This is a genomic window from Nonomuraea glycinis (assembly GCF_035920485.1).
Lineage (GTDB): Bacteria > Actinomycetota > Actinomycetes > Streptosporangiales > Streptosporangiaceae > Nonomuraea > Nonomuraea glycinis.
Genome location: NZ_CP109166.1, coordinates 2,775,575 through 2,793,118, shown reverse-complemented (window position 1 = coordinate 2,793,118; position 17,544 = coordinate 2,775,575). Strand labels below are relative to the sequence as shown.

Sequence of the window (17,544 nt, the reverse complement as noted above, 5' to 3'; positions counted from 1 at the left end):
ACCGTCAGCCGCAGTGTTCGAACGGGCTGGTGTAGGTGCTGCTGCCGATCGAGCCGCCCCACTTGACGCACTGGCCGGGCGCGCTGCGCTTGACGGGCCCCGCGTAGGAGGTGTAGCTGCCTGAGTCGGTCGTCCTGCTCTGCCCCTGCGGTTCGAGGAAGGCCGCCATCGATGACGCCGAGCCGACCTTCGTCTTCAGCGTCACGACGCAGTTGGAGCCGTTGCCCGAGTTGTACAGCAGGTAGGCGCGGCCGCCGGTGAGTGCGGCCGAGTCGATGACCGCGTACCCGCTGCCGCAGACCTTCTCCGGGGTGGTGCCGGTGCCGCCTCCACCGCCGCAGGAGTTGGTGCTCGTGATGGCCTTCTTCTGGCCCAGGGACACGGTCACGCCGTCCACCGTCGGGCTGGTGTCCATCGCGCCACCGGAGGTCCGCTGCTCGTAGTGCAGGTGCGGGGCCTGGGAACCGCCCGTCGAGCCGACGGTCCCGATCGTGGTGCCCTGGCTGACGCTCATCGAGCCGCCGGCTGCCTTCACCGTGGTCGCGAGGTGGGCGTAGCGGGTTCTGGAGCCGTCGCTGTGCCGGACCTCGACCCATTTGCCATAGCTGGTGCTTCCCGCGTTGTAGAAGTACGCGGTGCCCGAGGCGGTGGCGCGCACGGTCTCACCGTTGATGGCGTCGCTGCCGTGGTTCTGCCAGTCGAGGGAGCCCGATGGGTTGTGGCCGGGGGACCAGTTGTTGGCGTAGAAGGTCTTCCCGCAGTTGAACGGGCTCTTGTGGGACACGGCCGCGACGGCGGTGTCCTGCGCTGAGGCGGGCTGGGAAATCAGCGCCGCGGCGAGAGTGACGGTCAGCGTAAGAACGGTCTTCGGCCAGGTCGGCCTGCCGGTGGTGGGCATGCTCGCCTCTCTGAACAGGTGCGTATGGGGGTACGGATCTCCGCCCGCTTCTGATGTCGATGAGCCGTGGGGGACAGACGGTAATGGAGGGGCTGCATAACATCCGCACATGATCCGCATAGGGAAGGGCGGGCATATAGGGCTTCCATCCACCTTTGGAACGATCCATAGGCGAGTTTCGCCGAAGGCTGCCAGCATCGTCGGACGACCCGAAAGGTGGAAAGACATGAGTGAGATCGCGGTTCGGCCGAACGAGACGACGGTGCCGTTGATGCCGTGCGCGTCGGTGGAGGAGATGCTGGCGTTCTACGAGTCGCTGGGGTTCCGGGCCACGTACAAACAGAGCAAGCCGTACGTCTATCTGGCCTTGGAGTGGAGCGGGATCCACCTGCACTTCGGCCCGGCGCCCAAGGGGCTGGATCCGGCCCGGGAGGAGTCCGGGGGCTGCCTGGTCATGGTCGACGCCGTGGCGGCCTACCATGCGGTGATCGTAGCGGCGATGCGCCGGGTGCACGGGAAGGTGCTGAGCTCCGGTCAGCCGCGGATCACCCGCTACCGGCCGGGCGCGTCCCGGTTCACCCTGATCGACCCGTCCGGGAACTCGATCATCTTCATCCAGCGTGACGAGCCGGTCGAGCTGGAGTACGGCGGCTCGAAGAAGCTGACGGGCCTGGCCAAGGTGCTCGACAACGTGCGGATCCTGCGCGAGTTCAAGAACGACGATCTGCAGGCCTTCCGTGCGCTCAAGTCCGGGATGCGCAGGCACGGCGCGGACGCCCCGGCGGTCGAGCGGGCCATCGCCCTGGGCCACCTCATCGACCTGACCACGATCCTCGGCGAGCCCACCGACCCGTGGGCCGCCGAGCTGCGCGGCCTGGAGCTCACCCCCGACGACAGACAGCGCGTCGAGTCGGAGCTCGGGCATGTCTCCGGGCTTCAGGAGTGGCTGCCCTGAGCCGGGCTCTCGCCTGAAGGGCTTCCCGGCGGCGGGTGAGCGTGAAAGTACCCCTGGCTATACCTCGATTGGAGTGCACGCGGGAGCGACTGGGCGGGGCGCGGGTGGTGTGCTGATCACTGTCAGTCAAGCGCTCCTGCAAGGGGAAAACGAAATGGCAGTCAACAGCCCACCGAGTGCCGAGCCGTCGGCTCAGACCGGGCTCCGAGGCGTCATCCGCCGCAGTCCACTGATCAGTTTCTTCGTCCTGGCCAATCTGATGAGCTGGGTCGCCTGGGTGCCGTACATTCTTTCGGCGACCGGCCTGGGAGTTTTAGATTTCACTTTCCCCTCGCTGCTCGGTAGTACGCAGTTGCTCGGCGTTCTTCCCGGCGCCTATCTCGGGCCGATTCTCGCCGCGTTCATCGTGACCTCGGTCGCGGACGGCAGGGAAGGCGTCCGGCGGTGGCTCGGGCGGATGACGAAGTGGCGGGTGAGCTGGGTCTGGTACCTCGTGGCCGGGGTCGGTGTGCCCGCCGCCATCATCATCACCGGTGTCGCGGTGTCCGACGGGGACATCCACATGCCGTCCGCCATGGTGCTCGTGGCCTACCTGCCGAGCCTGCTGCTCCAGATGGTCACCACCGGTCTGGCGGAAGAGCCCGGCTGGCGTGACTTCGCCCTGCCCCGCATGCAGCGCAAGTTCGGCCCGCTGGGCGGCACCCTCGTTCTCGGCCCGCTGTGGGGCATCTGGCACCTCCCGCTGTTCTTCAGCGAGTGGGGCGGGTGGCCGGACGTCACGGTGATGAGAGTGGCCGAGTTCGTCGCCTTCGCCTGTGTCTTCAGCGTGGTCGTCACCTGGGTGTTCAACCGGACCGGTCAGAGCCTGCCGCTGATCATGCTGCTGCACGTCAGCGTCAACAACTTCATGTCCGTCGTCTACTCGGAGATGTTCCCGTCGCTCGCGACCGCCGAGCAGGCGTCCCAGGTGACCCTGCTCGCGGGCACCACGGCAGCGCTCGTGGTGCTCGTCGCGACCCGCGGCCGGCTCGGTTACCGTCCCGAGGAGGAGCACACGCCGGAGGTCGCCCATCAGAGCTGAACGCGGACGCGGAGCGGGGGACCGGCACCGGTCCCCCGCAGATTCGCGTTCCCGGGCCGTCCTCGCCGCCGCGCACGGCTAGGGCCCGCCGGTCACCTCGAGCTCGGTGAGCCCTTCCATCGACTTCGGCAGGCTGGTCAACGGGTTGCCGTCCAGGTAGAGCCGGACGAGCGCGTTGAGGTCACCCATCGATTCCGGCAGGCTGGTCAGCCGGTTGCCGCTCAGGTAGAGCCCGGTGAGTGCGCGGAGGTTCCCGATCCAGCCGGGGAGGCTGGTCAGTCGGTTGTCGCGCAGGTCGAGCTCGTTGAGCGCGATGAGGTTCCCCATGGATTCCGGCAGGCCGGTCAGCCGGTTGCCGCGCAGGTAAAGCGTGGTGAGCGCGGTGAGGTCGCCCACCCAAGCAGGCAGGTCGCTGAGCTGGGTCTCGCCCAGGGAGAGCTGGGTGAGTGCGGTGAGGTCACCGATCCAGTCGGGCAGGCTCGTCAGCTCGATGCCGTTCAGGCAGAGCTGGGTGAGCTCGGTGAAGCCGCCGATCCAGTCGGGCAGGCCGGTCAGCCGGTTGTGGTCCAGGTAGAGCTGGGTCAGTCCGGTGAGCTCGCCCATGGATGCCGGGAGGCCGGTCAGCTGGTTGCCGGTCAGATGAAGCCTGGTGAGGCCGGTGAGATTCCCCATCCAGCCGGGCAGGCCGGTCAGCCGGTTGGCGGACAGGTCCAGGAAAGTGAGCGCGGCGAGGCTCTCCGCCCAGTCGGGCAGGTGGGTCAGCTGGTTGTTCTCCAGGGTCAGTTCCGTGAGCGCGCTGAAGTTCCGCATCCAGCCGGGCAGCTCGGTGAGCTGGTTGTCGCCCAGATAGAGCCCGGTGAGCGCGGTGAGGCTCGCCATCGATTCCGGCAGGTCGCTGAGCTGGTTGCCGCTCAGGTAGAGCTCGGTGAGCCCGGTGGCGTTGCTCATCGACTCCGGCAGGCCGGTCAGCTCGTTGCTGTCCAGATCCAGTTCGGCGAGTACGGGCAGGCGCCCGACCCAGTCGGGCAGCTCGGCCAGCTGGTTGCCGTCCAGGTCGAGCCTGGTGAGCGCGGTGAGGTTCCCCATGGATTCCGGCAGGCCGGTCAGCTGGTTCCAGCCCAGGCGGAGCTCGGTGAGCATGGTGAGCTCACCCAGCCAGTCCGGTAACTCGGTGAGCCGGTTGTCGGACAGATCAAGACGCGTCAGCCCGGCCAGATCCCGTACGGCATCGTCCACCCGGGTGAGCCCACGTCCCGACAGATCCACCGAGCCCACCCCACCGTCCCGAGCAGCCGCGATCACCTCATGAACCATCTCGCCCCCCTTTGTCGCGCCAGTCCTCAGCGTATTTGCCTGTGAGGAGAAACGAGCGGGAAGATCGTGCGGTGAACGAGCCCTCATTACGGAAGCAGAGCAGGCGATGGGCGACAATGCTGCTGATAGGCGCTGCTCTGGTGTCGTCGTCCTGTGGATTCGTTGACGAAAAGCGATTCGCGCGATCTGTCGACAGCATGGAGAAGGCGGCGCGGATCGCCGAGCCAAGCGACGGAACGCGGGAGAGGCCTCAGGCGATCGGGAGCTTCACTTTCGATGATGTCCATCGAGAAGGAGACCTGGTCTATTTCAAGCTCGGTGATCACTCCGGCGTGGACCCCTACGGCTATGTATGGAGCCCGAAGCGCAGGCCGATCGATGATGCCGAAGACGCGGTGGCGTCATCTTTTGAGCACGTACAAGGTCACTGGTATCGGTGGAGTGACTCCTACTGACGGCCAGGCCGACCGGTGGGGGTCGGCCTGGGCGTCAGGAAGGGTTAGGCGAGGTCGAACCGGTCCAGGTTCATGACCTTGTCCCACGCCGCGACGAAGTCCTTGACGAACTTCTCCTTGGCGTCGTCGCTCGCGTAGACCTCCGCGAGCGCGCGCAGCTCGGAGTTCGACCCGAAGACGAGGTCGACCCGGCTGCCGGTCCACTTGACCTCGCCGGTGGCGGCGTCGCGGCCCTCGAACGTGGTCTGGTCCTCGGACGTCGCCTTCCACGTCGTGCCCAGGTCGAGCAGGTTGACGAAGAAGTCGTTGGTCAGCGTCCCGGGGGTGGTGGTGAGGACGCCGAGCGGCGACTGCTGGTAGGTGGCGCCCAGGACGCGGAGGCCACCGACGAGCACCGTCATCTCGGGAGCGCTCAGGGTGAGCAGGTTCGCCCGGTCGACGAGCAGGAACTCGGCCGGCAGCCGGCTGCCCTTGCCGAGGTAGTTGCGGAACCCGTCGGAGGTCGGCTCCAGCGCGACGAACGACTCCACGTCCGTCTGCTCCTGCGAGGCGTCCACGCGGCCCGGCGTGAAGGGCACCTCGACGGCGAAGCCCGCGTCCTTGGCGGCCTTCTCGACGGCCGCGACGCCGCCGAGCACGATCACGTCGGCGAGCGAGACCTGCTTGCCGCCGGTCTGAGCGGCGTTGAAGGCCTTCTGGACACCCTCCAGGGTGCTCAGCGCCAGCGCCAGCTGGTCGGGGTCGTTGATCTCCCAGCCGCTCTGCGGTTCGAGGCGGATGCGCGCGCCGTTGGCGCCGCCGCGCTTGTCGCCGCCCCGGAAGGAGTACGCCGACGCCCAGGCGGTCGAGACGAGCTGGGCCACCGACAGGCCCGAGGCGAGGAGCTGCCCCTTGAGGAGGGCGATGTCCGCGGCGTCGATGAGCTCGTACGTCACCTCGGGGAGCGGGTCCTGCCACAGCTGGGTCTCGGCCGGCACCTCCGGCCCGAGGTAGCGGACGACCGGGCCCATGTCGCGGTGGGTCAGCTTGAACCACGCGCGGGCGAACGCGTCCGCGAACTCGTCCGGGTTCGCGAGGAAGCGCCGCGAGATCTCGTCGTAGATCGGGTCGATGCGGAGTGCGAGGTCCGTCGTCAGCATCGTCGGCGAGTGGGTCTTCGACGGGTCGTGCGCGTCGGGCACGGTGCCCGCCCCGGCGCCGCCCTTCGGCTTCCACTGGTGGGCGCCGGCGGGGCTCTTGGACAGCTCCCACTCGTAGCCGTACAGGATCTCGAAGAAGCTGTTGTCCCACGTCACCGGGGTGTTCGTCCACGCACCCTCGAGACCGCTGGTGATCGTGTCGCCGCCCTTGCCGGTGCCGAACGTGTTGTTCCAGCCGAGACCCTGCTCCTCGATCGAGGCGGCCTCGGGGTCGTTGCCGACGTGGTCCGCCGGGCCCGCGCCGTGGGTCTTGCCGAACGTGTGACCGCCCGCGATCAGGGCGACCGTCTCCTCGTCGTTCATCGCCATCCGGCGGAACGTCTCACGGATGTCGCGAGCCGAGGCGAGCGGGTCCGGGTTGCCGTTCGGGCCTTCCGGGTTGACGTAGATGAGGCCCATCTGGACCGCGGCGAGCGGGCTTTCGAGCTCCCGGTCGCCGGTGTAGCGCTCGTCGCCGAGCCAGGTGGCCTCGGGGCCCCAGTAGACGTCCTCGTCAGGCTCCCAGACGTCCTCGCGGCCGCCGGCGAAGCCGAAGGGCTTGAAGCCCATCGTCTCCAGGGCGACGTTGCCGGAGAGGATCAGCAGGTCGGCCCAGGACAGGCTCTTGCCGTACTTCTTCTTGACCGGCCAGAGCAGGCGGCGCGCCTTGTCCAGGTTCGCGTTGTCGGGCCAGCTGTTGAGGGGAGCGAAGCGCTGCTGGCCGGCGCCGGCGCCGCCGCGGCCGTCGCTGATCCGGTACGTCCCCGCGCTGTGCCAGGCCATCCGGACGATGAGCGGGCCGTAGTGACCGTAGTCGGCCGGCCACCAGTCCTGCGAGGTCGTCAGCACCTCGGCGATGTCCCGCTTCACGGCCGGGAGGTCAAGGCCGTTGAACGCCTCGGCGTAGTCGAACTCCGCACCGAGCGGGTTGGCCACGGCGGGGTTCTTGGCGAGGACCTTCAGGTTGAGCCGCTCCGGCCACCACTGGCGGTTTCCGCCGCCCTGCGTCGGGTGCGGGGCGCGGACCGGGCAGCCACCTCCGCCCTCCGGCTTCGCGTCGGTGACGATTGCATCATGGTTCTCGGACATGGAATCCTTCCGGAATTTTCTACGGTGCTCAGGCACTGCGGGCGGTGGAACAGGCGGGGCACTGGCCCCAGTAGATGACCTCGGCCTCGTCGATCGAGAAGCCGTGGTCGTTGGAGGCGGTCAGGCAGGGAATCTCGCCGACCGCGCAGTCGACGTCGGCGACGACACCGCACGAACGGCACACGACGTGGTGGTGGTTGTCCCCGACCCGTCCCTCGAACCGGGCCGGACTACCGGCCGGCTCCAGGCGTCGGACGAGTTTCGCCGCGGTGAGCGCGTGCAGGGCCTCGTACACGGCTTGCAGGGAGACATGGCCCACCCGATCGCGTACGCCGGCGGCGAGCGCCTCGACGTCGAGGTGGTCGCCCTCCCTGACGGTTTCGAGGAGCGCGACGCGGGCGGCCGTCACCCTGAGGCCTGCCCCACGCAGCTCCTCAGCAGTGGTCGGAGTCCTGGATGCGGTCATTGGGCCACACCTACCTACATAAACATGAATGGTACAAGATAACGAATAATCCAAGCTTAGCGCCTGTTACGTCAACATCTGTCCAGAAGGTGACCGCTGAGCCGCAGGTCAGCTCTGCTGTAGCGTCTTCGCCGGGGGCGCTCGGCGCTCGGTGGACCCGGGTCTGTTGTGATCCGTTGGGCAGATCCTGACGGGGATCAGGTGCGCCGGGACGCCACGGTGATGTCGGACACGGCTCGACCGCGCACCCTGAAGGCGCGGCAGGCGGATCAGGCCGGGTTTCTGAGCCGGGCGTAGGCGGCGGGGGTCATGCCGACGGCGGCGGTGAAGTCGCGGGTCAGGTGGGCCTGGTCGGTGTAGCCGAGCTCGGTGGCCAGCGTGGCGAGGTCGAGGCCCTGGTAGACGCGCTCCGCGGCCTCGTGCAGCCGGAAGCGGCGGATCACCCACTTGGGGCCGATGCCGACGTAGTCCCGGAACAGCCGCTGCAGCGAGCGCACCGACCGTCCCGAGCGGGCGGCCAGCTCGTCGACCCTGGTCATGGAGATGTCGCTCTCGGCCAGTGCGACCAGTGCCACGACCTCTTCCGTCAGCGGATCCGGCTGTGGCTTCAAGCTCTGGAGGAACGTCTCGACGTGCGCGATGGCGGCTTGGGCGTCGGGCTCGGCCAGGACCTGGTCCACCAGGGTCGCGCCGGCTTCGCCGTACATGTCGCTGATCTCGGTGAAGCGGCCGGTCAGGTCGGAGACCGGGCCGGTGAGGAACGGGCGGAAGCCGCCGGGGCGGAAGCGGGTGCCGAGGACGCGGCCGGCTGCCCGCATCGTGTAGGAGAAGCCGCCTCTGATCACGCCCGCTATGCGGTGGAAGTCGTGGGTGATGGTGAGGTTCACCGTGGGGTGGGAGACGATGCGCTGTTCGTACGGCTCGGCGAGGTCGGTCCAGGTGACCACCCAGAAGTGGTCCACGTATGGCGAAATTTCGGGTGATGGTGGGTGGCGGGTGAAGGTGAAGGCAGCCATTCCCGCGTACGGGTCGACCCAGCCGCGCTGTCGCGTTTCTACAAGCCGCTCTCGGGACGGACGGGGCACACTGGCTGCCATGGACGACATGATGCCGCTGATGACGCGGGCCACCGAACGGACCTCGGGAGTGGTGCGGGGGGTGCGTCGGGAGCAGTTCGGGGGGTCCACGCCGTGCGCGGAGTTCGACGTACGAGACCTGATCAACCACCTGGAGTGGGTGGCGGACCTGTTCGAGTCGCTGGGCCGCGGCGGGTCGATGACCGAGCAGGGGCCGTACGCGGGCGACTTCCCCGACCGGGCGGAGCGCACCCTGGCCGCCTGGTCACGGCCCGAGGCCTGGGAGGGGAGCAGTCCCGGGATGGGCCTGCCGATGGCCACGCTGGCCCAGATGTACCTCGTCGACCTGGTCGTACACGGGTGGGAGCTGGCCAGGGCGACGGGTCAGCCGTACGAGCCGGAGCCCGGGGCGGTCGCGCAGGCGCTGGACTTCACCGACCGGATGGTGGAGATGGGCAGGCAGCGCGGCGCCTTCGGCCCGCCGGTGCCCGTGCCGGACGACGCCCCGCACCTCGACCGCCTGCTCGGCCTCGTCGGCCGCGACCCGGCCTGGACCCCGTAACCGCTCAGTTCACCGGACGCGAAGAAGGCGTGCCGCCGTCCTCGCCGGGGGATCCGACGGCGGCGATCAACTGCGGGAGCACCGTCCGACCGCCTGCGACCGGGTCCCTGATGCGTCAGCATGAAGGAGTGACCGAGCCACTACTGCGTGCGTCCAGCGTCAAGCTCCTGGACGTGCACCGGCTTCGCCTGGTCGAAGCCGCCGCGCCCTGTTTGTCGCCCCAAGATCGGGTGGCCATGGACCGTGCTTGGGAGAAGGCGGTGCGGGCCAACCCGAGTCTGTTCGACGGGCCGGTGGCGGCGTGCACGCGGCTGGAGCAGGAAGGGCCGGGCAGTCTCGTCCTCGCGTGGGCGAGGACGACCTACCGGCAGTACGCCCTGCGCAAGGTCCCGAGTGCCACCACCTGGCTGCCGTCCCTCTACGTCTCCGTCCTGCAGCCGACCGATGACGGACGCCTGCTGGTAGGGCGGATGTCACCGTCGACGGCGTCCCCCGGCCGCTGGCAGTTGCCGGGCGGCTGCGTCGAGCCGCCGGCCGGCGACGAGCCGCTCGACGTGGCGGCGTTGCACCGGCACGCCGCTCGGGAACTGGTCGAGGAGACCGGCCTCGACACCCCGCCCAGCGACCTGACCCCGTGGCTGGTCGCCCGCGGGACCAAGGGAAGCACCGGTGTCGTGTTCCGCGCCCCGAGCCGGCCGGCTTCGCTGCTGCGCGACCGGTTCGCGGCCCTGGTGGCCGAGGAGACGGCACTGGGCCGTGACCCGGAGCTGGATCGCATCGCCTTCGTTCGCTCCCCGGCCGAGCTGCCGGGCCTCGGCGGTGACCGGGTGGACTACCTGGAGCCGATCGTCCGCCGGTACGAGCGGGCGTACCCCAGCGCCTGACCCCGCAGTCCGGTCACTCCATGCTGGACACCAGGCCTACCCGGAAGGCCAGGATGACCGCCTGCACCCGGTCGCGCAGTGCGAGCTTCGTCAGGATGCGGGACACGTAGGTCTTCACGGTCTCGGTGGTGATGAACAACTCCGCGGCGATCTCCGCGTTCGTCCGGCCGGCGGCGATCTGTTCGAGCACCTCGAGCTCGCGAGCGGTCAACGCGCGTACGACCTCCTCCCTGGCCTGCAGGGTGGTGGGGCGGAGGTGTTCGGCGTGCCGGCCGATGAGGGTGCGGGTGACGGCCGGGGCGAGGAGGGAATCGCCGCGGGCGATGGTCCTGACACCCTTGATCAGCTCCGCCGGAGGCGAGTCCTTGAGCAGGAAGCCGCTGGCTCCCGCCTTGAGCGCTTCGTAGACGTACACGTCGACGTTGAAGGTGGTGACGACCAGGATCTTCGCCGGGGTGGCGAGGCCGGGGCCGGCCAGCTGCCTGGTGGCCTCGATGCCGTCGATGATGGGCATCCGGATGTCCATCACGATGACGTCCGGGCTCAGCCGCCGGGCGGCTTCGATCGCCGCGCGGCCGTCCGCGGCCTCCCCGATGACCTCCATGTCGGGCTGGGAGGAGAAGATGGTGGTGTATCCGGCCCGTACCAGCTCCTGGTCCTCGCAGATGAGCAGCCGGATCGGTGCGTCTGTCATGAGTCGCTCCTGAGCGGGATGGTGGCGTGGACGCGGAACCCGCCCTCGGGCCGGGGCGCGGCCAGGAGGTCGCCGTCGAGCATGCGCAGCCGTGCGCGCAGCCCGTTCAGGCCGCGTCCGCTCACCGGCAGACCGGCCGTGGCGGCGCCGTTGGTGGTCACCTCGATGTCGAGGCGATCGTCGTGGTGGTGGACCGTGACCGTGGTGGGCTGCCCCGTCGCGTGCTTGATCGCGTTCGTGAGCGCCTCCTGGACCACGCGGTACGCGGCCAGCTCCACGTCGACGGACTGAGCTCGCCGCTCGCCGTGCTCGGCGAGCTCGACGGGCTGGCCCGACACCCGGGCCTGCTCGACCAGGTCGCTGATCGTGCCGAGGGTGGGTGTACGGTCCGCGGCCGCGGAGTCGCCGGTCGCCTCCAGTACGCCGAGCAGGTGCCGTAACTCCGTCAGCGCCCGCCGGCCCGTGTCGCTGATGGCGGCGAGCCCGTCCCCGGCGCGGTCCGGCGCGCTCCCGACCAGGAACTGCGCCGCGTCGGCCTGGATCACCATGGCGGTCACATGATGGGTGACCACGTCATGCAGCTCGCGGGCTATCCGGGCCCGCTCGGCGGCGGTGGCCAGGCTCGCGCTGAGCCGGCGGCGCTCCGCCTCTTCCGCTCGCCACCGGCGCATCCCGGTACCGGTCATCCAGATCACCCCCAACACCAGATAGAACGCGACGAAGTCCTGAACCCGGTTCGGTGACCCCAGAGTGAGCAGGAGGACCGCCAGGGCGACATAGGCCGCGGTCCACACCGCCGCGAGGCCGAGCCGGAACCGCTGCTGATGGGCTCCGGCGGCGTACAGGGCCAGATAGAGGCCGATGCTGCCGAACGTCTGCGGGTAGCCGAGCGCCTGATGAGCCATGAAGGCGGCGCCGATGATCGAGAGGCAGGCGGCGGGCCACCGGCTGCCGACCGCCAGGGGGACGGTCTGGGCCAGGGTCAGCGTGACGGCCAGCGCGTCCGGCGGGCGTACGGGCAGGTCGCCGATCTGTGCGGCGATGGCGTCCATGGTCGGCACGAATGCCAGCAGGGTGAGCACCGCCGCGATTCCACCGTCTCGCCACCATCCTGGACGGATCATCGGGCAAGCCTAGCGGCGCGTCAGACCGCCGCGGCGGTGTGCGAGGACGAGCATCGGGACGATGAGGAGCACGCTCACGATGACGGGCACGATCGACGCTTCGATCCCGAACTCGCCACCGGTCAGCAGCGCCGGGCCGGTGACCTCGGCGGTCAGCAGCCCGGGTGCCGCGTGGCCGGAGACCGGGATGCCGAGCAGTCCTACGGTGGCGTTCCAGGCGAAGTGCAGTCCCACCACGAACCAGATGTTGCGCCGCCAGAGGTACGCGGCCCCGAGCAGGACGCCCGCTTCGAGGGCGATGGCCAGCGAGCTCCAGGCGGTGGCCGCCGGGTTGCCCAGGTGCAGAGCGCCGAACAGCAGCGCGGTGATGGCCAGGGCCGCCCGGCTGCCCCACAGCCGTTCCAGGGCCTGCAACGCCAGGCCGCGGAACATCAGCTCCTCGGTGACCGCCGCGCCGAAGGCCGTCGCCGCCACCGTGAACACGACCGGCAGTGGGTTCCCGGACGACCAGGAGAACGAGTAACCGCCGAGGATCGCGATCAGGAGCGCGGACACGAGCATGAACCCCAGCCCGACCCCGGCTCCTAACAGCGCCTCCCGCCTGGCCCCGGCTCTGGCGATCTCCGGCGTGGGCCGTCCCGCGACGAAGCGCATGACCGCCCAGTAGACGGCGATCGCGGCGGCCGCGCCCACGATCATGATCACCGCGGGGCCGCTCGCGGTCAGAGCCGACACCAGGGTGACGCCGACCAGTCCGATCAGCATCCAGGTGAGGGGGAACCTGGCGATCCTGCGCATCCGGCCGTCTGTCGGCGGGACCTGCTGGGGGGTGGGTGTGGTGCTCATCGGTGACCTCCGTCGGCGCTGGCCGCCCGATCAGCGACCTACGGAGAACGCTATGAGCGCGACCTGTGCCGGCGAATCACCAGCGGGTAGGCGATCGCGGTAGCTCTCATGGGGGATGGGGAGAGCCGCCGGCCGCGACTCCCACGACGGTCAGCCGGGGCTGGAGCGGCCGTGGCGCCAGTAGCCGATGAACGCGATGTCCGACTTGGGCACCCCGCGGTCGGTCACCAGATGCCGTCGTACGCCGGTCGGGAGCCCGGCCTCTCCGGCGGCCCAGGTGTAGAACCGCCCTGGTGGCAGGGCCGCGCCCTTGACGGCCTCAAGGGCGAGCATCCCCGGCACCGGCCGGGTCCCTTCCCGGGCGATCCAGTGCACCCGGACCCCTTCCGGGTGGACGATGTCCTTTCGGATGTCCGCGACCTCGGGCACTTCCAGGAAGACCTCCGCCACCAGCGACGCGGGGGCGTGCTCCAGGATGGAGAGGATCGCCGGCAGGGCGCTCTCGTCACCGACCAGAAGCTGCCGGCCGGCATGGTCCGGAGGCAGGTACGCGATGCCCTCGTCGAAGATCCCGGCCTGGTCACCCGGCTCGGCCCGTGCCGCCCAGGCCGAGGCGGGGCCCGCGTCGCCGTGCAGCGCGACCTCGATCTCCAGCTCGCACTCCTCGGGCCGGAACCGGCGGACGGTGAAGCTGCGCACCCATGGCCGGCGCGTCTTCGGCAGGAGAAGCAGCTCCGCGAGCCACACGTCGTTCGACACGGTGGGCATCCGCAGCTCCCGTTGGCCTTCGCGGGCGAAGAACAGGCGTACGACCTGGTCGTGGCCCGAGTTCTCCAGGTGCTTCAACTCGGGTCCGCCCAGCGTGAGCCGGGTGAAGCCGGGGCTGACGCGGGTGTTGTCGCGAACCTCCAGGTTGATCATCCGGCGGGTGGCCGGCCGACGTACCTTGAACATCGTCATGCTCCTTCGGCGGCCTAATAGAGGTTGTGCCGGTAGTCGTGCTCGATCATGGACCCGAGCTCGGTCACGTGAGAGCCGAGGGCGGCGGCCATCTTGCCGGCGTTCTCGGCGACCATCAGGTTGCCGATGTCGCCGCCCGCCGTGCAGGCCTCGGCGAGATGCCGCTGGTCGCCGTTCCACAACTGGCCGCGGATGACCGCCTTGCCGCACTGCGAGTAGACCTCCCGTACGCGTACGACCGTGGCGAGCAGGGCCGGTCTGCCGTCCGCGCCGAGCATGCCCAGCAACTCCGGATCGTCGGTGATGAACGCGTCCCCGTTGACCCGTACGACCTCGCGTACGCCGGGCACGAAGAACACCAAGCCGACAGCCGGATTACGGGTGATGTTCGTGAAGGAGTCGGCGATCTTGTTGCCCGGACGGTCCGGAACGGCCAGCGTCCATGGGTCCAGCACCCGCACCGAACCGGGCGGGTCGCCCCGGGGGCTGTTGTCCGGTTGCCCGTTCTCATCGGCGGTGGAGACGCAGAAGAACGTGCTGTGCGCGATGAACCGCATCGCGAACTCGCCGATCTCGGTCGCCTTCTTGGCCGCGATGAACGGCAGGGGGTGACCGATGACCGCACGCACGCGCGCGAGGTCGATGGGCCGATAGAGGTCGGCCGCCGTCTCGATGCTCATGGGATCTCCTCCGAGGCCTAGACGTCGAGGACGAGCCGGGAGCTCAGGGCTCGGGAGACGCAGATGTACATGCGGTCCCCGGCGGCCCGGTCCTGGTCGGACAGGATGTCGTCCCGGTGGTCGGGCTCGCCGTCGAGTACGCGGGTCTCGCAGGTGCCGCAGACGCCCTCCCGGCACGAGCCGGTCACCGGCAGGCCCTCGTCCTGGAGCGCGGCGAGGATGCTGCGGCCGGGCGGCACGGTGACGGTGCGATCCGAGCGGGCGCACACCACCTCCACGGCGCTGTCCTGCCGGGCCGGCTTGGGGCGCGGTTTGAACCGCTCAAGGTTCAGTGCCCCGGGCCGCCAGTGCGCGCCGGCCGCTTCGACGGCCTTGAGCAGGGGTTCCGGGCCGCAGGCGTAGATGTCGGTGGCCTTGCGCGGCTTGTCCAGCCACTCGTCCAGCGGTATCCGGCCCACCTCGTCCTCCGGATAGAGGTGGACGCGCTCCGGGTAGCGCCGGAGCTCGTCGAGGAACGCCATCGAGGCGGCGCGGCGGCCTCCGTACACGAGGTGCCAGGACGCGCCCCGTGCGGCGGCCTGGCGGACCATCGGCAGGATCGGCGTGATGCCGATCCCACCCGCGATGAACAGGTACGACCGCGCGGGCGTGAACCCGAAGTTGTCCCGTGGGCCGCGCAGCTCCAGCGGCTGCCCCGGGCGCAGGAACGCGTGCACGTACGCGGATCCGCCCCGGCTGACCCGCTCGCGCAGGACGGTGACGCGGTAGGTGGAGCGGTCCTCCGGTGAGCCGCACAGGGAGTAGTGCCGTGCGATGCCGGTGGGCAGGATGAGCTCGATGTGGGCGCCGGGCCGCCAGGGTGGTAAGTCCCGCCCGTCATCAGCGGACAGGTCGACGGACACCACCCCGGCGGCCTCCCAGCGAAGCTGGCGGACCACCACTGCCTGGTGTGCGGAAAGCATGATCACCCCGAATGTTAACAGCGTTATCAAGGACGAGCGTCACGGTAGTGTTAACATCGTTAACGTGTCAAGCAAGCAGGCCAGGAAGGGTCCACCGCAGCCCGAAGTGGTGGTCCGGGCAGCGCTGTCGCTGGTCAACGCGGGCGGCTTGGACTCGCTGACCATGCGCCGGCTGGCCACCGGCCTGGGCGTGCAGCTCCCGACGATCTACCGGCTGTTCGACGGCAAACAGGCGCTGCTGGACGAGATGTCGGAGATGATCATCGCCGAGGTGCTCGACCACCTCCAGCCCGGCGGCCAGGACTGGACGGACCACATCGCGGCCTTCGCGCGGGCGCTGCGGGCGAGGCTGCTGGCGCAGCGCGACGGCGCCCGCATCGTCGGCGGCAACTACGCGGCCAAGCAGCCGACGCTGGCGTTCGTCGAGATGTGGCTGACGGTGACGGCGGAGGCCGGCATCGCTGAGGAGACGGCCATGTGGGCCGCCACCACGGTCTTCTGTTACGTCCTGGGCGAGGTGCTCGAACAGCAGGGAGTCACCGGCGCCGAGCACGAAGCGCTCACCGCCGCCGTGAGCGGGGGGCGGTATCCCCGCCTCGGGGCCCGCTCGGTCGCCGGATTCCTCGACTTCGACGCCCGCTTCGCCTTCGGCCTGCGCGTCCTGCTGGCCGGCCTGAAAGCGGAATGTTGCCCCAGGGTGTGAAGTGTCTGGATACGGTGCAGATGGTGTGAATCTATCGAACAAAGTGTGGTGTGGCCGCTCGGCGGGGCGTCAGACTGCGGGGCATGGCAGAGGGCAGCGCCGGGACTCCTCGCTGGTGGAGAGTGCCCCCGCTCATGGCGTTCTTCGGCTGGCTGCTCCTGGCCGCCGCTTACTACTTCTACATCCCGATTTTTCACACCATCTGGCTGTTCATCTGGCTGTTGATCGGCTTCGGCTGGGTGTCGGCGGGCGTGTGGTCGTTCACCGCCGTGATCTCGTACCTGTCGATCAGGGCGTACGCCCGGGCCTGCGTGACGTTGACGATCGCGGTGACCATCGGGGCGTGCTTATGGCACACCGACTGGCCCAAGGCCAGCGTACGGAGCATGATCTGGCTGCGCGGCGAGGCGTTCACCGAGGTCGCCACCGCCTACGAGCGCGGCCGGCCCGTCGTGGTGCCGTCGTGGATGAAGTCCCTGGCCATCGACGGCGAGGTGCAGGCCCAGGAGAACGGGCTGTACTTCCCGGTCTTCGTCGACGAGTGGCGCGCGGAGACCGGCGAAGGCTTCGCCTACATACCGGGCGCACCCAGCCGTCAAAAACTACTCCAAACAGCGGACGGCGACCTCGGCATCCCTACCCACGACCTCGGCAACGGCTGGTGGTGGGTGGAGTGAGCCGCCAATACACGGCGGTGGCGTCGTCGTGCGCCTTGCTCCGGGGCCGGCGAGCGCTCGTCGCTCCACCACACCGAGCGTTCTACCACTGGACTGCGCCGGTCACTGCTGATTTGTTCTTATAGCAGTGGTTGCGGCCGTGTCGGCCTGCTCGTCATGCGGTGAACTCATCCCGCTCTGAGAAACTCCTCGAACGCTTCGCGGGCCAGCGCGGACACCGTCTTTCCCTCTTGCTCGGCGCGGGACCTCGCGCGTTCGCGCAGTTCTTCGGGCACTCGGAAGGAGACCCGGGGCGAATGCGTGCCTTCGCCGGTCAGCGACGGACGCCCGCCACGACTTGTCGGGACGGGAACGCGGCCCTCATCGATGGCGCGGTGAACATCGGCGATCGCGTCCGCTACGTACGCGTCGGTGATCCGATTGCCCTTGCTGTCGATGACCTCTTCGAAGTCGCTGTCGATCTCGGAGTTGTCATCCAGGACCAGTTCGATGTCTTCTGGCGGCCAGGCTTCTCGGCGCTCGGTCATGGCTTCCTCCTCCTCAGTGCGGTAGGCATCACATGGATGATCACTAGGTACTTGTCCGCGAGGATGCCGATCACTTCCAGTTCGATGCCCCTGTCGTCCGGGCCGATCCATACCCATCGGTCCTCCAAATCAGGGTCGGGAGCCGGGACGATGGCCGGCGGTCCGGATCGAATCACATGAAGGGCGTGCGCCTGCCCGATGCGGTGTTTGCGTGCCGACCGGTAGAAGCGCAACTTCCTCATACCCATATTATGTCAGACACAACATCGATGGGTAGGGGTATCGGACACATGCGTCCGTGGGAACGGGCCCGGCACTGTGTAGGCCGCACGTTGGCGTAAGGGGCTCTTGGCATTCGAACTGCCGCCGATGTCCCGACATGCGGCCGACCGCACACGATTTGCTCGCCGACG

20 protein-coding genes are annotated in these 17,544 nt (G+C 69.0%); 7 read left to right on the top strand and 13 right to left on the bottom strand.

The window, feature by feature from the left end; genetic code table 11:
* Window positions 1-4 precede the first annotated feature (4 nt).
* A complete protein-coding gene (locus OHA68_RS12895; RefSeq protein ID WP_327107855.1) occupies window positions 5-898 on the bottom strand; it encodes a M23 family metallopeptidase in 894 nt (297 codons plus the stop codon).
* 226 nt (window positions 899-1,124) lie between these two features.
* On the opposite strand from OHA68_RS12895, the gene OHA68_RS12890 reads away from it, so the two are divergent.
* Entirely contained in the window at window positions 1,125-1,853 is a 729-nt protein-coding gene (locus OHA68_RS12890) for a VOC family protein (protein WP_327107854.1), read from the top strand.
* A gap of 154 nt (window positions 1,854-2,007) precedes the next feature.
* Window positions 2,008-2,934: a CPBP family intramembrane glutamic endopeptidase gene (locus OHA68_RS12885; protein WP_327107853.1), complete on the top strand. Its 927-nt coding sequence runs from the start codon at window positions 2,008-2,010 to the stop codon at window positions 2,932-2,934.
* A 78-nt stretch (window positions 2,935-3,012) separates the two neighbouring features.
* Here the strand turns inward: OHA68_RS12885 and OHA68_RS12880 are convergent, their stop codons facing one another.
* A complete protein-coding gene (locus OHA68_RS12880) occupies window positions 3,013-4,248 on the bottom strand; it encodes a leucine-rich repeat domain-containing protein (protein ID WP_327107852.1) in 1,236 nt (411 codons plus the stop codon).
* 116 nt (window positions 4,249-4,364) lie between these two features.
* Here OHA68_RS12880 and OHA68_RS12875 point away from each other — a divergent pair, with 116 nt between their 5' ends.
* Window positions 4,365-4,703: a hypothetical protein gene (locus tag OHA68_RS12875; RefSeq protein ID WP_327107851.1), complete on the top strand. Its 339-nt coding sequence runs from the start codon at window positions 4,365-4,367 to the stop codon at window positions 4,701-4,703.
* A 44-nt stretch (window positions 4,704-4,747) separates the two neighbouring features.
* Here the strand turns inward: OHA68_RS12875 and katG are convergent, their stop codons facing one another.
* The 3 genes from katG to OHA68_RS12860 all read right to left on the bottom strand — a co-directional run bounded on the left by katG (window position 4,748) and on the right by OHA68_RS12860 (window position 8,452).
* A complete protein-coding gene (gene katG, locus OHA68_RS12870) occupies window positions 4,748-6,970 on the bottom strand; it encodes a catalase/peroxidase HPI (protein ID WP_327107850.1) in 2,223 nt (740 codons plus the stop codon).
* 28 nt (window positions 6,971-6,998) lie between these two features.
* Window positions 6,999-7,436 carry a Fur family transcriptional regulator gene (locus tag OHA68_RS12865; RefSeq protein ID WP_189137637.1) on the bottom strand — a complete coding sequence of 146 codons (438 nt, stop codon included), beginning with the start codon at window positions 7,434-7,436 and terminating at the stop codon, window positions 6,999-7,001.
* A 269-nt stretch (window positions 7,437-7,705) separates the two neighbouring features.
* A complete protein-coding gene (locus OHA68_RS12860; RefSeq protein WP_327109498.1) occupies window positions 7,706-8,452 on the bottom strand; it encodes a helix-turn-helix domain-containing protein in 747 nt (248 codons plus the stop codon).
* A 79-nt stretch (window positions 8,453-8,531) separates the two neighbouring features.
* Here OHA68_RS12860 and OHA68_RS12855 point away from each other — a divergent pair, with 79 nt between their 5' ends.
* Both OHA68_RS12855 and OHA68_RS12850 read left to right on the top strand, forming a co-directional pair.
* On the top strand, window positions 8,532-9,074 hold the full coding sequence (locus tag OHA68_RS12855) for a TIGR03086 family metal-binding protein (RefSeq protein ID WP_327107848.1): 543 nt from the start codon (window positions 8,532-8,534) through the stop codon (window positions 9,072-9,074).
* Between the two features lie 128 nt (window positions 9,075-9,202).
* Complete coding sequence (locus tag OHA68_RS12850; protein ID WP_327107847.1) at window positions 9,203-9,958, top strand: NUDIX hydrolase; 756 nt, start codon at window positions 9,203-9,205, stop codon at window positions 9,956-9,958.
* A 13-nt stretch (window positions 9,959-9,971) separates the two neighbouring features.
* Here the strand turns inward: OHA68_RS12850 and OHA68_RS12845 are convergent, their stop codons facing one another.
* The 6 genes from OHA68_RS12845 to OHA68_RS12820 all read right to left on the bottom strand — a co-directional run bounded on the left by OHA68_RS12845 (window position 9,972) and on the right by OHA68_RS12820 (window position 15,224).
* The gene (locus OHA68_RS12845; RefSeq protein ID WP_327107846.1) at window positions 9,972-10,652 is read right to left on the bottom strand and encodes a response regulator transcription factor; all 681 of its coding nucleotides are present in this window, start codon (window positions 10,650-10,652) and stop codon (window positions 9,972-9,974) included.
* Window positions 10,649-11,776: a sensor histidine kinase gene (locus tag OHA68_RS12840; protein ID WP_327107845.1), complete on the bottom strand. Its 1,128-nt coding sequence runs from the start codon at window positions 11,774-11,776 to the stop codon at window positions 10,649-10,651. Before OHA68_RS12840 ends, OHA68_RS12845 begins: the two co-directional genes overlap by 4 nt.
* 9 nt (window positions 11,777-11,785) lie before the next feature.
* Complete coding sequence (locus tag OHA68_RS12835; RefSeq protein ID WP_327107844.1) at window positions 11,786-12,622, bottom strand: CPBP family intramembrane glutamic endopeptidase; 837 nt, start codon at window positions 12,620-12,622, stop codon at window positions 11,786-11,788.
* Window positions 12,623-12,772: 150 nt separating this feature from the next.
* The gene (locus OHA68_RS12830) at window positions 12,773-13,576 is read right to left on the bottom strand and encodes a siderophore-interacting protein (protein ID WP_327107843.1); all 804 of its coding nucleotides are present in this window, start codon (window positions 13,574-13,576) and stop codon (window positions 12,773-12,775) included.
* A gap of 20 nt (window positions 13,577-13,596) precedes the next feature.
* Window positions 13,597-14,262: an MSMEG_1061 family FMN-dependent PPOX-type flavoprotein gene (locus tag OHA68_RS12825; RefSeq protein ID WP_327107842.1), complete on the bottom strand. Its 666-nt coding sequence runs from the start codon at window positions 14,260-14,262 to the stop codon at window positions 13,597-13,599.
* A gap of 17 nt (window positions 14,263-14,279) precedes the next feature.
* A complete protein-coding gene (locus tag OHA68_RS12820) occupies window positions 14,280-15,224 on the bottom strand; it encodes a PDR/VanB family oxidoreductase (protein WP_327107841.1) in 945 nt (314 codons plus the stop codon).
* 64 nt (window positions 15,225-15,288) lie between these two features.
* On the opposite strand from OHA68_RS12820, the gene OHA68_RS12815 reads away from it, so the two are divergent.
* Window positions 15,289-15,927, top strand: a complete 639-nt coding sequence (locus OHA68_RS12815; protein WP_327107840.1) for a TetR/AcrR family transcriptional regulator C-terminal domain-containing protein — start codon at window positions 15,289-15,291, stop codon at window positions 15,925-15,927.
* Between the two features lie 83 nt (window positions 15,928-16,010).
* A complete protein-coding gene (locus OHA68_RS12810) occupies window positions 16,011-16,604 on the top strand; it encodes a hypothetical protein (protein WP_327107839.1) in 594 nt (197 codons plus the stop codon).
* A 167-nt stretch (window positions 16,605-16,771) separates the two neighbouring features.
* Here the strand turns inward: OHA68_RS12810 and OHA68_RS12805 are convergent, their stop codons facing one another.
* Together OHA68_RS12805 and OHA68_RS12800 are read right to left on the bottom strand one after the other, a co-directional pair.
* Window positions 16,772-17,131, bottom strand: a complete 360-nt coding sequence (locus OHA68_RS12805) for a hypothetical protein (protein ID WP_327107838.1) — start codon at window positions 17,129-17,131, stop codon at window positions 16,772-16,774.
* Window positions 17,128-17,373, bottom strand: a complete 246-nt coding sequence (locus OHA68_RS12800; protein ID WP_327107837.1) for a BrnT family toxin — start codon at window positions 17,371-17,373, stop codon at window positions 17,128-17,130. The genes OHA68_RS12805 and OHA68_RS12800 overlap by 4 nt, the downstream gene beginning before the upstream one ends.
* Window positions 17,374-17,544 lie beyond the last annotated feature (171 nt).

Coding starts and splice junctions, on each gene's coding strand:
- OHA68_RS12830 (WP_327107843.1), bottom strand. CDS start 13,576: ATGTTCAAGGTACGTCGGCCGGCCACCCGCCGGATGATCAACCTGGAG.
- OHA68_RS12855 (WP_327107848.1), top strand. CDS start 8,532: ATGGACGACATGATGCCGCTGATGACGCGGGCCACCGAACGGACCTCG.
- OHA68_RS12880 (WP_327107852.1), bottom strand. CDS start 4,248: ATGGTTCATGAGGTGATCGCGGCTGCTCGGGACGGTGGGGTGGGCTCG.
- OHA68_RS12825 (WP_327107842.1), bottom strand. CDS start 14,262: ATGAGCATCGAGACGGCGGCCGACCTCTATCGGCCCATCGACCTCGCG.
- OHA68_RS12865 (WP_189137637.1), bottom strand. CDS start 7,436: ATGACCGCATCCAGGACTCCGACCACTGCTGAGGAGCTGCGTGGGGCA.
- OHA68_RS12800 (WP_327107837.1), bottom strand. CDS start 17,373: ATGAGGAAGTTGCGCTTCTACCGGTCGGCACGCAAACACCGCATCGGG.
- OHA68_RS12885 (WP_327107853.1), top strand. CDS start 2,008: ATGGCAGTCAACAGCCCACCGAGTGCCGAGCCGTCGGCTCAGACCGGG.
- OHA68_RS12835 (WP_327107844.1), bottom strand. CDS start 12,622: ATGAGCACCACACCCACCCCCCAGCAGGTCCCGCCGACAGACGGCCGG.
- OHA68_RS12805 (WP_327107838.1), bottom strand. CDS start 17,131: ATGACCGAGCGCCGAGAAGCCTGGCCGCCAGAAGACATCGAACTGGTC.
- OHA68_RS12860 (WP_327109498.1), bottom strand. CDS start 8,452: ATGGCTGCCTTCACCTTCACCCGCCACCCACCATCACCCGAAATTTCG.
- OHA68_RS12820 (WP_327107841.1), bottom strand. CDS start 15,224: ATGCTTTCCGCACACCAGGCAGTGGTGGTCCGCCAGCTTCGCTGGGAG.
- OHA68_RS12875 (WP_327107851.1), top strand. CDS start 4,365: ATGCTGCTGATAGGCGCTGCTCTGGTGTCGTCGTCCTGTGGATTCGTT.
- OHA68_RS12890 (WP_327107854.1), top strand. CDS start 1,125: ATGAGTGAGATCGCGGTTCGGCCGAACGAGACGACGGTGCCGTTGATG.
- katG (WP_327107850.1), bottom strand. CDS start 6,970: ATGTCCGAGAACCATGATGCAATCGTCACCGACGCGAAGCCGGAGGGC.
- OHA68_RS12810 (WP_327107839.1), top strand. CDS start 16,011: ATGGCAGAGGGCAGCGCCGGGACTCCTCGCTGGTGGAGAGTGCCCCCG.
- OHA68_RS12840 (WP_327107845.1), bottom strand. CDS start 11,776: ATGATCCGTCCAGGATGGTGGCGAGACGGTGGAATCGCGGCGGTGCTC.
- OHA68_RS12895 (WP_327107855.1), bottom strand. CDS start 898: ATGCCCACCACCGGCAGGCCGACCTGGCCGAAGACCGTTCTTACGCTG.
- OHA68_RS12845 (WP_327107846.1), bottom strand. CDS start 10,652: ATGACAGACGCACCGATCCGGCTGCTCATCTGCGAGGACCAGGAGCTG.